Origin of the sequence: Azotobacter chroococcum (assembly GCF_004339665.1) — a bacterium.
Classification (GTDB): Bacteria; Pseudomonadota; Gammaproteobacteria; order Pseudomonadales; family Pseudomonadaceae; genus Azotobacter; species Azotobacter chroococcum.
In genome coordinates this window covers 1-12,522 of sequence record NZ_SMMU01000018.1, presented here as the reverse complement: position 1 = coordinate 12,522, position 12,522 = coordinate 1, and the positions used below count along the sequence as shown (strand labels likewise).

Here is a 12,522-nt window from a genome sequence, read left to right as displayed (position 1 = left end):
CGCCCAGGACGCAGGGAGTCAAGCAGGCGAGCGCTCCAGCCACGCCTGCAGGGCCAGCCCGGCGCCCAGCAGGCCGGGCTGCTCGGCCGTCGCCAGCCAGACCGGGATGTCCTCCAGATAGTCGCTCATCACCCCCTTGTCGACGAAGCAGCGGGCGAAGCCGCTGCCCTGCAGGAAGTCGGCGAAATGCGGCAGCATGCCGCCGGCCAGATAGACCCCGCCGCGCGCGCCCAGGGTCAGCGCGTGGTTGCCGGCGACCCGTCCCAGCCAGCAGCAGAACTGCTCCAGCACCGCCGCCGCGCCGGCCTCCCCGGCCAGTGCCGCGGCGCTCACCGCGGCGGCCGAGTCGAACTGCGGCGCCCGTCCGTCGAGGACGCAACTGGCGCGGTACAGCCGCAGCAGGCCGCCGCCGCTGAGCACGCTTTCCGCGGAAACGTGGCCGAGTTCGCGCTGCATCACCTGCCACAGCGCCACCTCGCGGGCGCTGCCGAGCGGCAGGTCGACATGCCCGCCCTCGCCCGGCAACACCCGCCAGCCGCCCGCGCCGTCCGGCAGCAGGGCGCTGACGCCGAGCCCGGTGCCTGGCCCCAGCACCAGCCGGGGGCAGCCGGTCGCGGCCAGGCCGGGGCGGATGGTCAGCCGCTCGTGGTCGGCCAGGGCGGTCATGCCCAGGGCCATGGCGGCGAAGTCGTTGATCACCAGCAGCTGGCGCAGGCCCAGCGCATGGGTCAGCGCCAGGCGGCCGAACTGCCAGGGGTTGTTGGTCAGGCGGAACCGGTCGCCATGCACCGGACCGGCGCAGGCCAGGCAGGCCGTCTCCAGCGCATCCAGCGGCAGCCCCAGTTCGGCGAGATAGGCGCGGATCGCCTCCTCCGGGCCGGGATAGTCGCCCGTGGCCAGCACCCGCAGCGCCTGCGGCCGGCCATCCCGCCAGAGGGCGAAGCGCACATGGGTGCCACCGATGTCGGCAATCAGGGCCAGCCTCATTCGAGGGTCCCGAGACGCCCGGTGAACACACAGGCGCCCTCCTCGGCCGAACTGAAGGCCGCGCGCATGAAGGCGAACAGCTCGCGGCCGCAGCCCACGCCGGCATCCTCCGGCGGCGCGAGCGTCTCCCGCGTCGCCCATTCCTCCGCCGGCAGCAGCACGTCCAGCGTGCCGCGCTCACCGTCCAGGCGAATCGGGTCGCCGTCGCGCAGCCGGGCCAGCGGTCCGCCCTCCTGCGCCTCGGGACAGACGTGGATGGCCGCCGGGACCTTGCCGGAGGCCCCGGACATGCGCCCGTCGGTGACCAGCGCGACGCGGTAGCCGCGGTCCTGCAGCACCCCGAGGTAGGGGGTGAGCTTGTGCAGCTCGGGCATGCCGTTGGCCTTCGGGCCTTGGAAACGCACCACCGCCACCAGATCGCGCTCCAGCTCGCCGGCCTGGAAGGCCGCGGCCAGCTCGGCCTGGCTGGCGAAGACCCGCGCCTGGGCCTCGACCACCCGGTGCTCCGGCGCCACCGCGGAGACCTTGATTACCCCGCGGCCGAGATTGCCCTGCAGCACGCGCAGGCCGCCTTCGGCGGAGAACGGCCGGGCCACCGGGCGCAGGACGTCTTCGTCGAGGCTCTGCTGCGGGCCTTCGCGCCAGACCAGCCGGCCCTCCTCGAGGAACGGCTCCTGGCTGTAGCGGGAAAGCCCGCGGCCCAGCACGGTGTTGACGTCCTCGTGCAAGAGCCCGGCGCCGAGCAGCTCGCGGATCAGGAAGGGTGTGCCGCCGGCGGCATGGAAGTGGTTCACGTCGGCCTGGCCGTTGGGATAGACCCTGGCGATCAGCGGCACTACCTCGGACAGCTCGGCCATGTCCTGCCAGGTCAGGCGAATGCCGGCGGCCTGGGCCATGGCCGGCAGGTGCAGGCTGTGGTTGGTCGAGCCGCCGGTGGCGAGCAGCGCCACCACCGCGTTGACCACCGCCTTCTCGTCGAAGACCTCGCAGAGCGGCAGGTAGTCGCCGGCCTGCCGAGTCAGCCGCGTCACCTGGCGGGCCGCCTCGCGGGTCAGCGCGTCGCGCAGCGGCGTGTACGGATTGACGAAGGCGGCGCCCGGCAGATGCAGGCCGATCACCTCCATCAGCATCTGGTTGGTGTTGGCGGTGCCGTAGAAGGTGCAGGTTCCGGGACCGTGATAGGACTTCATCTCCGAATCGAGCAGCTCGGCGCGGCTGGCCTTGCCCTCGGCGTAGCGCTGGCGGGTCTCGGCCTTCTCCTTGTTGGAGAGACCCGAGGGCATCGGCCCGCCGGGCACGAAGAGGAACGGCAGATGGCCGAAGCGCAGCGCGCCGATCACCAGGCCGGGGACGATCTTGTCGCAGATCCCCAGGCACAGCGCCGCGTCGAACAGGTTGTGGGACAACGCCACCGCGGTGGCCATGGCGATCACGTCGCGGCTGGCCAGGCTCAGCTCCATCCCCGCCTCGCCCTGGGTAACGCCGTCGCACATCGCCGGCACTCCGCCGGCGAACTGGCCGACCGCGCCGATTTCCTGCAGGGCGGCCTTGATGATCGGCGGAAAATGCTGATAGGGCTGGTGCGCCGAGAGCATGTCGTTGTAGGCCGAGACGATGGCCACGTCGACCTGATCGGGCAGGCGCAGACGCTGCTTGTCGTCCTCGCCGCAGGCGGCCACGCCGTGGGCGAAGTTGGCGCAAGGCAGCTTGGTGCGCGACGGACCCTCGGCGGCGGCACGGCGCATCTGCTCGAGATAGCGCTCGCGGGTGGCGCGACTGCGCTCGGTCAGCCGCCGGGTGACTTCGAGAATTCGGGGATGCATAGCGGACGCCCTCTGGCTGGTCACCATTCATTTAGGCCCAGGGCCGGAAAATGGACAAGCCACAGGCGGCTGCGCCGCCGCCCCGCTCAGGAGTCGTCCGCCGTCCGCTCCAGACCGGCGTCGCCCGCGGCATCCGCCTCCGGCAGGTCGTCGAAGTCGCTCTTGAGGCCCTGCTCCATGGCATCCAGCTCGGCCAGCAGGCTGCGGAAGCTGGTCTGCCCGGCCGGCTCACCGCACACCGGCAGGCCGGCCGGCGAGGGCTCGTCGTCTACCGCAGTAGCGTCCGGCCCGGGCTCCAGGCTGCGCAGGACCGCCATCGGCGGCAGCTCGTCGAGGCTCTTCAGGTTGAAATGGTCGAGGAAGGCGCGGGTGGTAGCGAACAGTGCCGGCCGGCCGGGCACCTCGCGGTAGCCGACCACCCGTATCCACTCGCGCTCCTGCAGGGTCTTGATGATGTTGCTGCTCACCACCACGCCGCGCACCTCCTCGATCTCGCCGCGGCTGATCGGCTGGCGGTAGGCGATCAGCGCCAGGGTTTCCAGCAGGGCCCGCGAGTAGCGCTGCGGCCGCTCCTCCCAGAGACGCCCGACCCAGGGCGCGAAGCGCTCGCGAACCTGCAGGCGATAGCCGGAGGCCACCTCCTTCAGCTCGAAGGCGCGGCCCCGGCAGGAGCCCGCAAGGATCGCCAGGGCGTCGCGCAGGCGGGCCGGCTCGGGGCGCTCGGCCTCCTCGAACAGCTCGCCGAGGCGCTCCAGCGACAGCGGCCGGCCGGCGGCGAGCAGCCAGGCTTCCAGCAGCACGGCCAGCTCGGCCGGATCGTTCAGGTTCATTCCGCTTCTCCCGAAGGCTCGTCGCCGCGCAGGCGCACATGGATGGGCGCGAAGGGTTCGGTCTGCACCAGCTCGACCAGCGACTCCTTGATCAGCTCGAGCACCGCCATGAAGGTCACCACCACCCCCAGGCGCCCCTCCTCGGCGCGGAACAGCTGCACGAAGGGCACGAAATGGCCATCGCGCAGACGCTCCAGCACCTCGCTCATGCGCTCTCGGGTGGACAGCACCTCGCGGGTGATCTGGTGACTCTCGAACAGGTCGGCGCGACGCAGCACCTCGGCCATGGCCAGCAGCAGCTCGTCCAGGCCGACCGTCGGCAGCAGGCGGCGCACCCGCGCCTGCGGCGCCTCCAGCTGCGCCGGGTGCAGTTCACGACCGACCCGCGGCAGGCCGTCGAGTTCCTCGGCGGCGCTCTTGAAGCGCTCATACTCCTGCAGGCGGCGGATCAGCTCGGCGCGCGGGTCCTCCTCGTCCTCCTCGGCCTGCGCCGGGCGCGGCAGCAGCATGCGCGACTTGATCTCGGCGAGCATGGCGGCCATCACCAGGTATTCGGCGGCCAGCTCCAGGCGCGCGACCTTCATCAGCTCGACGTAGCCCATGTACTGGCGGGTGATCTCGGCCACCGGAATGTCGAGGATGTCGATGTTCTGCCGACGGATCAGGTAGAGCAGCAGATCGAGCGGCCCCTCGAAGGCCTCGAGGAACACCTCCAGGGCATCCGGCGGGATGTACAGATCCTGCGGCAGCTCGGTCAGCGCCTGTCCGTAGATCAACGCGAAGGGCGGCTCCTCGCTTGCGTCGGCCTCAGGGGCGGCGCTGGCTTCGTCCGGCATGGACTCGGCGGCCGGCGCGGCGCCGGCCGGTACTGGGCGGCGCAAGACTCAGGCTTCGCCGGCGAAGGGCGCCGGATCGCCGCAGCCGACGCGCAGCACCTCGGGCTCGCTGTCGAGCAGACTGACCACGGTGGAGGCTTCCAGCGTGCCGGCGCCGCCGTCGATAATCAGGTCGACGTGGTGTTCGAGACGCCGGCGCATCTCCGCCGGGTCGCTCAGCGGCAGCGTCTCGCCGGGCAGGATCAGGCTGGCGCTCATCAGGGGCTCGCCGAGCTCGGCCAGCAGGGCTTGGGCGATCGGATTGGCCGGGATGCGCAAGCCGACGGTGCGCCGCTTGGGATGCAGCATGATCCGCGGCACCTCGCGGCTGGCGTTGAGGATGAAGGTGTAGGGGCCCGGGGTCCAGGTCTTGAGCAGACGGAAGGCGCCGGTGTCGACCCGGGCGAACAGGCTCAGCTGCGAGAGGTCGCTGCACACCAGGGTGAAGTTGTGCCGCTCGTCCAGCTGGCGCAGGCGGCGGATGCGCTCCAGGCCGGCCTTGTTGCCGAGCAGGCAGCCGAGCGCGTAGGAGGCATCGGTGGGATAGACGATCACCCCGCCGCCACGGACGATTTCCACGGCCTGGCGAATCAGGCGCAGCTGGGGGTTTTCCGGATGGATCTGAAAGTACTGACTCACATGGATTCCCTGTTCAGAGGGCGGCGCAGCGATGGACATGGGGGAAACGCGTCCAGAGAAGCGGCAGATCGTCCGGCAGCGAGCGGTACAGCCCCAGCTCGGACCAGGTGTCGGGGGCATGGAAATCACTGCCGGCGCTGGCCAGCAGACCGAATTCGCGGACCAGAATGGCCAGACTGCCGGTCTGCTCGGCCGGCTGCAGGCCGTTGCTGACCTCCAGCGCATGGCCACCGGCGTGGATGAAGTCACCGACCAGACGGCGCCGCTTGCTGCGGGTGAAGTCGTAGTGCCAGGGATGCGCCAGGCTGATCCAGGCGCCGGCCGCGCGCAGGGTGTCGACCGCCTGCTCGAGGCTCGGCCAATACTGCTTGATGTCGCCCAGCTTGCCCGCGCCCAGCCACTTGTGGAAGGCCTCCGCGCGGTCCCGGGCATGCCCGGCGCGCACCAGGAACTCGGCGAAGTGCGGGCGCGCCGGCGCGTTGTCGCTGTCACCCAGCTCGCGCTGCACCGCCCGGGCGCCCTCCAGGGCCCCGTCCATGCCCTTGCCGGCCAGCCGCCGGGCGATCTCCGCAGCCCGCTGCCAGCGGCCCTCCTGCAGCCCGGCGAGGGCCTGGCGCAACGCCGGCGCATCGCTGGCGAAGGCGTAGCCGAGCACGTGCACGGTGGCCCCGCCCCACAGGGCGGACAGCTCGATGCCGTTGATCAGCTCGATGTCCAGCCCGGCACTGGCGGCCTGCGCCTCGGGGAGGCCGTCCAGGGTGTCGTGGTCGGTCAGCGCCAGCAGCCGGACGCCGCGTCCGTGGGCGCGGCGAACCACCTCGGCGGGGCTCAGGGCGCCGTCGGAAGCGGTACTGTGGCAGTGCAGATCGACCTTCATGGGGCTGGCTTTCGCGTCTGTCGAGGTTTGTTATTATGCCGCCACATCCCGCGTCTGGCTGCCACAGTGAAACAATTCATCGATTTCATCCCGCTGATTCTCTTTTTCATCGTCTACAAGCTGGAGCCCCGCGCCGTCGAACTGGCCGGCCATACCTTCACCCTCGGCGGCATCTTCAGCGCCACCGCGGTACTGATCCTCGCCTCGCTGCTGGTCTATGGCGCCCTGTTCCTGGCCCAGCGCCGCCTGGAAAAGGGCCAGTGGATCACCCTGCTCGCCTGCCTGGTGTTCGGCGGCATGACCCTGACCTTCCACAGCGAGACCTTCCTCAAGTGGAAGGCGCCGGTGGTCAACTGGCTGTTCGCCCTGGGCTTCGCCGCCAGCCACTTCATCGGCGACCGCCCGCTGATCCAGCGCATCATGGGCCACGCGGTCAGCCTGCCGGCGCCGCTGTGGACGCGCCTGAACCTCGCCTGGGTGGCGTTCTTCGTGTTCAGCGGCTGCGCCAACCTGTTCGTCGCCTTCACCTTCCACGACTTCTGGGTCGACTTCAAAGTGTTCGGCAGCCTGGGCATGACCGTCCTGTTCCTGGTCGGCCAGGGGATCTTCCTCGCCCGCCACATGCATGAACACAACACCGAATCCGCCGCCAAATCCAAGGACTGACATGCTCTACGCCATCATCGCCACCGACGCGGCAAACTCTCTGGACAAGCGCCTGGGCGCTCGTCCCGCCCACCTCGCCCGCCTGCAGCAACTGAAGGAAGAAGGCCGCCTGGTGCTGGCCGGCCCGCACCCGGCGGTAGACAGCCCCGCCCCCGGCCCGGCCGGCTTCAGCGGCAGTCTGGTGGTCGCCGAGTTCGACTCCCTGGAGGCCGCCCGCAGCTGGGCCGAGGCCGACCCCTACTGCGCCGCCGGCGTGTATGCCGACGTCAAGGTCAAGCCCTTCAACAAGGTCCTGCCCTGACCCGGCGCCGCCATGAGCGAACTGCTGCTGATCGACGACGACTGCGAGCTGTGCGAGCTGCTGGCCAGCTGGCTGGGCCAGGAAGGCTTCCAGGTGCGCGCCAGCCATGACGGCCACGACGCCCGCATCGCCCTCGCCGAAAAGACCCCGGATGCCGTGGTGCTGGACGTGATGCTGCCCGACGGCTCCGGCCTCGAGCTGCTCAAGCAGCTGCGCGGCGACTATCCGGACCTGCCGGTGCTGATGCTCTCCGCCCGTGGCGAGCCGCTGGACCGCATCCTCGGCCTGGAGCTCGGCGCCGACGACTACCTGGCCAAGCCCTGCGATCCGCGCGAACTGACCGCCCGCCTGCGCGCCGTGCTGCGCCGCAGCCAGCCGCCGGCGGCTTCCAGCCAGCTGGAGCTGGGCGACCTGTGCTTCAGCACGGCGCGCGGGGTGGTCGACATCGGCGGCCACGAGATCGCCCTCACCGCCTCCGAGAGCCGCCTGCTCGAAGCCCTGCTGCGCCAGCCCGGCGAGCCGGTGGACAAGCAGAGCCTGGCGCAACTGGCCCTCGGCCGCAAACTGACCCTCTACGACCGCAGCCTGGACATGCACGTCAGCAACCTGCGCAAGAAGCTCGGCCCCCACCCGGACGGCAGTCCGCGCATCCTCGCCCTGCGCAGCCGCGGCTACTACTACAGTCTCTGAAGGCGCCTTTACCTAGCCTTTACCCTCGCCTGACCGCACCTGACCCTGCACTCTCTAGACTGAAATCGTCCGGCACACAGCCGATCCCGCACTACTGAGGAGACACACCATGCGCAAGACTCTTTCCATGCTGCTGCTCGCCGCCGCCCTGCCCGCCGCCGCGCTCGCCGCCGAACACGGCGAGCGGGGGCCGGCCTGCGACATGGGCTCCGGCTATTACCATAAAGGGGCGGACGGCATGGCCGGAATGCCCGGGAAGATGGGCGGCATGCACGGGTTCAACCTGAACCCCGAACAGCGCAAGACGATGCACAAGGCCTACCAGGAAGCCGCCCAGGAGAAGCGCGAGATCACCCAGCGCTACCTGGACAAGCTGTCCGAGGCCGACAAGGAGGCCATGCAGAAGGAACTGCAGGCCAGCCGCGACAAGGCCGACAAGGCCTTCCGCGACCAGCTGACGCCGGAGCAGCTGAAGGCCTTCGACGAGCGCAAGGCCGAGCAGGAAAAACGCCGCGCCGAGTGGGAAGAATTCCGCAAGTGGAAGGCCGAGAAGGAAGGCAAGCCGCAGTAGGCCTTTCCCCGCCGAACCGCCGGCCAGGCGGTTCGGCTTTCGCCCTCCGCAGCACCGGATTTCCCATGCGTTCACTCTTCTGGCGAGTCCTCGCGGCATTCTGGCTGGCCCTGGCGCTGGTCGCCGGCCTGTCCATGCTGCTCGGCCGGGCACTGAACAACGATGCCTGGATCATCGCCCGCCATCCCGGCATGCAGGATCTCGCCAGGCGCTGGACGGAGCGCTACGAGGCTCAGGGGGCGCTGGCCGCACAGCCCCTGCTGGACGAGAACCGCGACCAGTACCGCGTCTCCGTCCAGGTGCTGGACGAGACCGGCCGCCACCTGTCCAGCCGCGACCTCGCCCGGCACCGTCGGCCGCCGCCACCGCCCGGGTTCGGCGGCCCCCCGCCCCTGCCGCGCTTTCCCTGGCGCCAGCTGAGCCAGGAATACACCAGCCCGGAGAGCGGGCAGACCTACTTCTTCATCTACCGGATTCCCCACGAGGAGCTGAAGGCCTGGCGCCACGACAGCCTGCTCTGGCCGCTCAGCGCCCTGCTCATCGCCCTGGTGGTGCTGACCCTGTTCAGCCTGCTGCTGACCGTCTCGATCACCCGCCCGCTGAACCGCCTGCGCCGCGCCGTGCACGATCTCGGGCAGACCAGCTACCAGCAGAACAGCCTGGCGCGCCTGGCCAACCGGCGCGACGAACTGGGCGTGCTGGCCCGCGACTTCAACCGCATGGGTGCGCGCCTGCAGAGCCTGATCGGCAGCCAGCGCCAGCTGCTGCGCGACGTCTCCCACGAACTGCGCTCGCCGCTGGCGCGGCTGCGCATCGCCCTGGCCCTGGCCGAGCGCGCCGACGCCGAAGAGCGCGCCCGCCTGTGGCCGCGCCTGATCCAGGAATGCGACCGCCTGGAGGCGCTGATCGGCGAGATCCTCACCCTGGCGCGCCTCGATGCCGACTCCGGCACGGCGCGCCCGATCGACCTGGCCGAACTGCTCGCACGCCTGCGCAATGACTATGCCCTCAGCGCCAAGGGACGGAAAATCCGCAGCGAACTGGCGCCCGGACTCGACCTGTCGGGCTGGCCGGACATGCTCGAACGGGCGCTGGACAACCTGCTGCGCAATGCCCTGCGCTTCAGTCCGGCGGACCAGCCGGTGGAAATCCGCGCCGAACGCCAGGGCGAGCATCTGCTGCTCAGCGTGCGCGATCACGGTCCGGGCGTGGCACCGGAGCACCTGGCCCGCCTGGGCGAACCCTTCTACCGCGCGCCCGGCCAGAGCGCGGCCGGCCACGGACTGGGCCTGGCCATCGCCCGGCGCGCCGCGGAACGCCACAACGGCCAGCTGCTCCTCGCCAACCATCCGGACGGTGGTTTCGTCGCCACCCTGGACCTGCCGCTGAGCACGCCCCGCTGAGCCGCCGGCTCAGCCCGGCCAGGCACTGACGAAATCGGCCGGCGCCAGCCGCTGCGGCACCCGCAACCCGCCCTCCGGCGTCCCCAGGTAGAGAAAGCCGACGATCCGCTCGTTGCCGGCCAGCCCCAGGCCGGCCGCCACCCACGGGTCGTAGGCCGCATCGCCGGTGCGCCACATCGCCCCGAGTCCCTGGGCATGGGCAGCCAGCAACAGGGCATGAGCGGCGCAGCCGGCGCTCAGGACCTGTTCCACGTCCGGCACCCGCGGGTGCTCCTTCAGGCTGGCGATTACCACCACCAGCAGGGGCGCGCGCAGGGGCGCGCTGCGGGCCTTCTGCAGGACCTCCTCGCGGGCCTCCGGCTGGCTGGCAGCGATGGCGCTGGCGAACAGCTCGCCGAGGCGCTCCCGGCCCTCGCCCTCCACGGTCAGAAAGCGCCAGGGACGCAGCTGGGCATGATCCGGCGCACGCAGGGCAGCGGCGAACAGACGCTCGCGCTGCTCGGCGCTCGGTGCCGGATCATGCAGGCGAGCGACGGAAACGCGGTTGAGCAGGGCATCGAGAGCCTCCATGGGCACCTCCTTGGCTGTGATGGGAAGAGTCTACGCCGCGCCGTCGGGCTCCGCCCTGTTCGGGCGCCCCCTTCAAGCGACCCGCTCCGGCGCCAGATCCGGCTGCAGAGGCGGCGTCAGCGGCGGCAGGCCATAGGCGGCACGGGCCTTGTCGCAGTGGGGATTGGCCAGGCCGTTGCTCCAGGCCGCCTCGAACTCCCGGCAGGTGCTGGAGCGCTGCTCGTAGAGGGTGCAGCGCACCGCGCCGCCGACCTCGCCGAGCAGGCCGATGCAGCGCACCGGCTTGCTTTCGGTACCACACATCGCCGCCCGGTGCGGGCCGACCGGCAGCACCAGATCATCCGGCACGAGCCCGCCGGCGGAGCGGCATTCGCCCCAATAGAAGGACACACGAAAATGCGCGCAGCAGGCGCCGCACGTCAAACAAGGATTCTGATCGGACATGATGGGAAACTGACAAGAAACCGGCACGGGCCGGCACCCAGGCTGCACGAAGGTTCGGCAGAAAAGCCGCATGGACACCCTCGCCAGCCTGCCCCTGACAAGCGGCGCTATTCTATTCGCCGCCCTGCACTTGTGAAGAGGGCCGCGCGCCCGGCGAGTCAGCCCGGCGGTTTACAGAGCAATCGGCGCAGGTAGAATGGCCCGCCTTGAACCTTCAGCCCAGGCATCTTTCCATGGCTTTGCCGACCCTGCGCATTATCGGCTTCATTCTCGGCATCTTCCTGATCACTCTCGCCATCGGCATGGTCCTGCCGATGCTGACCCTGGTGATCTACGAACACAGCCACGAGATCGAGCCCTTCGTCTGGGCGAGCATGATCACCCTCAGCGCCGGGGTCGCCCTGATCCTCCCCGGCCGCCCGGAACAGGTGCACCTGCGCCCGCGCGACATGTACCTGCTGACCACCGCCAGCTGGCTGGTGGTCTGCCTGTTCGCCGCCCTGCCGCTGAACCTGCTGCAGAACATCAGCTACACCGATGCCTTTTTCGAGGCCATGTCCGGCATCACCACCACCGGCTCGACCGTGCTGTCCGGCCTGGACAGCGCCTCGCCGGGCCTGCTGATGTGGCGCTCCATGCTGCACTGGCTGGGCGGCATCGGCTTCATCGGCATGGCGGTGGCGATCCTGCCGCTGCTGCGCGTCGGCGGCATGCGGCTGTTCCAGACCGAATCCTCGGACTGGTCGGAAAAGGTGATGCCGCGCTCGCACATGGTCGCCAAGTACATCGTCGCCATCTACGTCGGCTTCACCCTGCTCGGCATCCTGGCCTTCCATCTGGCCGGGATGGGCTGGTTCGACGCCATCAACCATTCCATGTCGGCGATTTCCACCGGCGGCTTCTCCACCTCGGATGCCTCGATGGCCAAGTTCGGTCCGGCCACGCACTGGACCGCCATCGTTCTCATGCTGCTCGGCGGCCTGCCCTTCACCCTCTATGTCACCACCCTGCGCGGCAACCACCAGGCCTTGCTCCGCGACCACCAGGTGCGCGGCTTCATGGGGATGCTGAGCCTCACCTGCCTGCTGTTCGGCCTCTGGTACTGGCAGCACTCCGAGCACCACTTCGTCGACGCCCTGCGCATCGTCACGCTGAACGTGGTGTCGGTGGTCACCACCACCGGCCTCGTCCTGGGCGATTACACCCAGTGGGGCGGTTTCGCGGTGATGGTGTTCTTCTACCTGACCTTCGTCGGCGGCTGCTCGGGCTCGACCAGCGGCGGGCTCAAAGTGTTCCGCTTCCAGGTCGCCTACGTGCTGCTCAAGTCCAGCATGCGCCAGCTGATCCATCCCCGCGCGGTGCTCAAGCAGCAGTACAACGGCCACAACCTGGACGAGGAGATCGTCCGCTCGATCCTCACCTTCTCGTTCTTCTTCACCGTCACCATCGGCGCGATCGCCCTCGGCCTGAGCCTGCTCGGCCTCGACATGATCACCGCCCTGAGCGGCGCCGCCACCGCGGTATGCAACGTCGGCGTCGGCCTCGGCCCGATCATCGGCCCGGCCGGCAATTTCGCCAGCCTGCCGGATTCCGCCAAGTGGCTGCTGTCGATCGGCATGCTGCTCGGTCGCCTGGAGATCATCACCGTGCTGGTGCTGCTGACCCCGAGTTTCTGGAAGGCTATGTCTGAGTTAGCTGTTGCATGGCTGCTCGCCCCAGCGCCTCCCTCAAGCAAATCAATGGATTGAGCGGCGTCTTGTAGCGCTCGAGCAGGCGGCGCCATCCCAGGTAATGGGTCAGGTACTTGGTGGCTACACCATGAAAGCGGATCATCCAGCTCTTCAGA

At 69.7% G+C, this 12,522-nt stretch carries 13 protein-coding genes and 2 pseudogenes; 6 read left to right on the top strand and 9 right to left on the bottom strand.

The window, feature by feature from the left end; all coding sequences use genetic code 11:
• Nucleotides 1-18: 18 nt before the first annotated feature.
• The 6 genes from EV691_RS14920 to EV691_RS14895 all read right to left on the bottom strand — a co-directional run bounded on the left by EV691_RS14920 (nt 19) and on the right by EV691_RS14895 (nt 6,031).
• Nucleotides 19-987 (bottom strand): glucokinase, encoded by a 969-nt coding sequence (locus EV691_RS14920; RefSeq protein ID WP_131297650.1) that lies wholly within the window; start codon nt 985-987, stop codon nt 19-21.
• A complete protein-coding gene (gene edd / locus EV691_RS14915) occupies nt 984-2,810 on the bottom strand; it encodes a phosphogluconate dehydratase (protein ID WP_131297649.1) in 1,827 nt (608 codons plus the stop codon). Before edd ends, EV691_RS14920 begins: the two co-directional genes overlap by 4 nt.
• A gap of 86 nt (nt 2,811-2,896) precedes the next feature.
• Nucleotides 2,897-3,640, bottom strand: a complete 744-nt coding sequence (gene scpB / locus EV691_RS14910) for an SMC-Scp complex subunit ScpB (protein WP_131297648.1) — start codon at nt 3,638-3,640, stop codon at nt 2,897-2,899.
• The gene (locus tag EV691_RS14905; protein ID WP_165496525.1) at nt 3,637-4,476 is read right to left on the bottom strand and encodes a segregation and condensation protein A; all 840 of its coding nucleotides are present in this window, start codon (nt 4,474-4,476) and stop codon (nt 3,637-3,639) included. The genes scpB and EV691_RS14905 overlap by 4 nt, the downstream gene beginning before the upstream one ends.
• Nucleotides 4,477-4,524: 48 nt before the next feature.
• Nucleotides 4,525-5,154 (bottom strand): L-threonylcarbamoyladenylate synthase, encoded by a 630-nt coding sequence (locus EV691_RS14900; protein ID WP_131297646.1) that lies wholly within the window; start codon nt 5,152-5,154, stop codon nt 4,525-4,527.
• Nucleotides 5,155-5,167: 13 nt separating this feature from the next.
• Nucleotides 5,168-6,031 carry a PHP domain-containing protein gene (locus EV691_RS14895; RefSeq protein WP_131297645.1) on the bottom strand — a complete coding sequence of 288 codons (864 nt, stop codon included), beginning with the start codon at nt 6,029-6,031 and terminating at the stop codon, nt 5,168-5,170.
• A 66-nt stretch (nt 6,032-6,097) separates the two neighbouring features.
• Here EV691_RS14895 and EV691_RS14890 point away from each other — a divergent pair, with 66 nt between their 5' ends.
• From EV691_RS14890 to EV691_RS14870, 5 genes are all read left to right on the top strand, one after another.
• Nucleotides 6,098-6,697: a septation protein A gene (locus EV691_RS14890; RefSeq protein WP_089167606.1), complete on the top strand. Its 600-nt coding sequence runs from the start codon at nt 6,098-6,100 to the stop codon at nt 6,695-6,697.
• 1 nt (nt 6,698) lies between these two features.
• Nucleotides 6,699-6,998: a YciI family protein gene (locus tag EV691_RS14885; RefSeq protein WP_131297644.1), complete on the top strand. Its 300-nt coding sequence runs from the start codon at nt 6,699-6,701 to the stop codon at nt 6,996-6,998.
• A 12-nt stretch (nt 6,999-7,010) separates the two neighbouring features.
• On the top strand, nt 7,011-7,688 hold the full coding sequence (locus EV691_RS14880; RefSeq protein ID WP_131297643.1) for a response regulator transcription factor: 678 nt from the start codon (nt 7,011-7,013) through the stop codon (nt 7,686-7,688).
• A gap of 109 nt (nt 7,689-7,797) precedes the next feature.
• On the top strand, nt 7,798-8,259 hold the full coding sequence (locus EV691_RS14875) for a hypothetical protein (RefSeq protein ID WP_131297642.1): 462 nt from the start codon (nt 7,798-7,800) through the stop codon (nt 8,257-8,259).
• A 65-nt stretch (nt 8,260-8,324) separates the two neighbouring features.
• Entirely contained in the window at nt 8,325-9,662 is a 1,338-nt protein-coding gene (locus tag EV691_RS14870; RefSeq protein ID WP_131297641.1) for a sensor histidine kinase, read from the top strand.
• A 9-nt stretch (nt 9,663-9,671) separates the two neighbouring features.
• Here the strand turns inward: EV691_RS14870 and EV691_RS14865 are convergent, their stop codons facing one another.
• Together EV691_RS14865 and EV691_RS14860 are read right to left on the bottom strand one after the other, a co-directional pair.
• Nucleotides 9,672-10,232, bottom strand: coding sequence for an NAD(P)H nitroreductase (locus EV691_RS14865; RefSeq protein WP_131297640.1), 561 nt, complete (start codon nt 10,230-10,232; stop codon nt 9,672-9,674).
• Nucleotides 10,233-10,304: 72 nt separating this feature from the next.
• Nucleotides 10,305-10,676, bottom strand: a complete 372-nt coding sequence (locus EV691_RS14860; protein ID WP_089167600.1) for a YkgJ family cysteine cluster protein — start codon at nt 10,674-10,676, stop codon at nt 10,305-10,307.
• 233 nt (nt 10,677-10,909) lie between these two features.
• On the opposite strand from EV691_RS14860, the pseudogene EV691_RS14855 reads away from it, so the two are divergent.
• Nucleotides 10,910-12,355: pseudogene (locus EV691_RS14855) on the top strand (TrkH family potassium uptake protein); the annotation flags it as partial.
• A gap of 1 nt (nt 12,356) precedes the next feature.
• Here the strand turns inward: EV691_RS14855 and EV691_RS14850 are convergent.
• Nucleotides 12,357-12,522 (bottom strand): annotated as a pseudogene (locus EV691_RS14850) (IS1595 family transposase); the annotation flags it as partial.

Excerpts from the sequence above, each read along its gene's own strand:
- EV691_RS14920 (WP_131297650.1), bottom strand. The coding sequence starts at position 987 with ATGAGGCTGGCCCTGATTGCCGACATCGGTGGCACCCATGTGCGCTTC.
- edd (WP_131297649.1), bottom strand. The coding sequence starts at position 2,810 with ATGCATCCCCGAATTCTCGAAGTCACCCGGCGGCTGACCGAGCGCAGT.
- scpB (WP_131297648.1), bottom strand. The coding sequence starts at position 3,640 with ATGAACCTGAACGATCCGGCCGAGCTGGCCGTGCTGCTGGAAGCCTGG.
- EV691_RS14905 (WP_165496525.1), bottom strand. The coding sequence starts at position 4,476 with ATGCCGGACGAAGCCAGCGCCGCCCCTGAGGCCGACGCAAGCGAGGAG.
- EV691_RS14895 (WP_131297645.1), bottom strand. The coding sequence starts at position 6,031 with ATGAAGGTCGATCTGCACTGCCACAGTACCGCTTCCGACGGCGCCCTG.
- EV691_RS14885 (WP_131297644.1), top strand. The coding sequence starts at position 6,699 with ATGCTCTACGCCATCATCGCCACCGACGCGGCAAACTCTCTGGACAAG.
- EV691_RS14880 (WP_131297643.1), top strand. The coding sequence starts at position 7,011 with ATGAGCGAACTGCTGCTGATCGACGACGACTGCGAGCTGTGCGAGCTG.
- EV691_RS14875 (WP_131297642.1), top strand. The coding sequence starts at position 7,798 with ATGCGCAAGACTCTTTCCATGCTGCTGCTCGCCGCCGCCCTGCCCGCC.
- EV691_RS14870 (WP_131297641.1), top strand. The coding sequence starts at position 8,325 with ATGCGTTCACTCTTCTGGCGAGTCCTCGCGGCATTCTGGCTGGCCCTG.
- EV691_RS14865 (WP_131297640.1), bottom strand. The coding sequence starts at position 10,232 with ATGGAGGCTCTCGATGCCCTGCTCAACCGCGTTTCCGTCGCTCGCCTG.
- EV691_RS14860 (WP_089167600.1), bottom strand. The coding sequence starts at position 10,676 with ATGTCCGATCAGAATCCTTGTTTGACGTGCGGCGCCTGCTGCGCGCAT.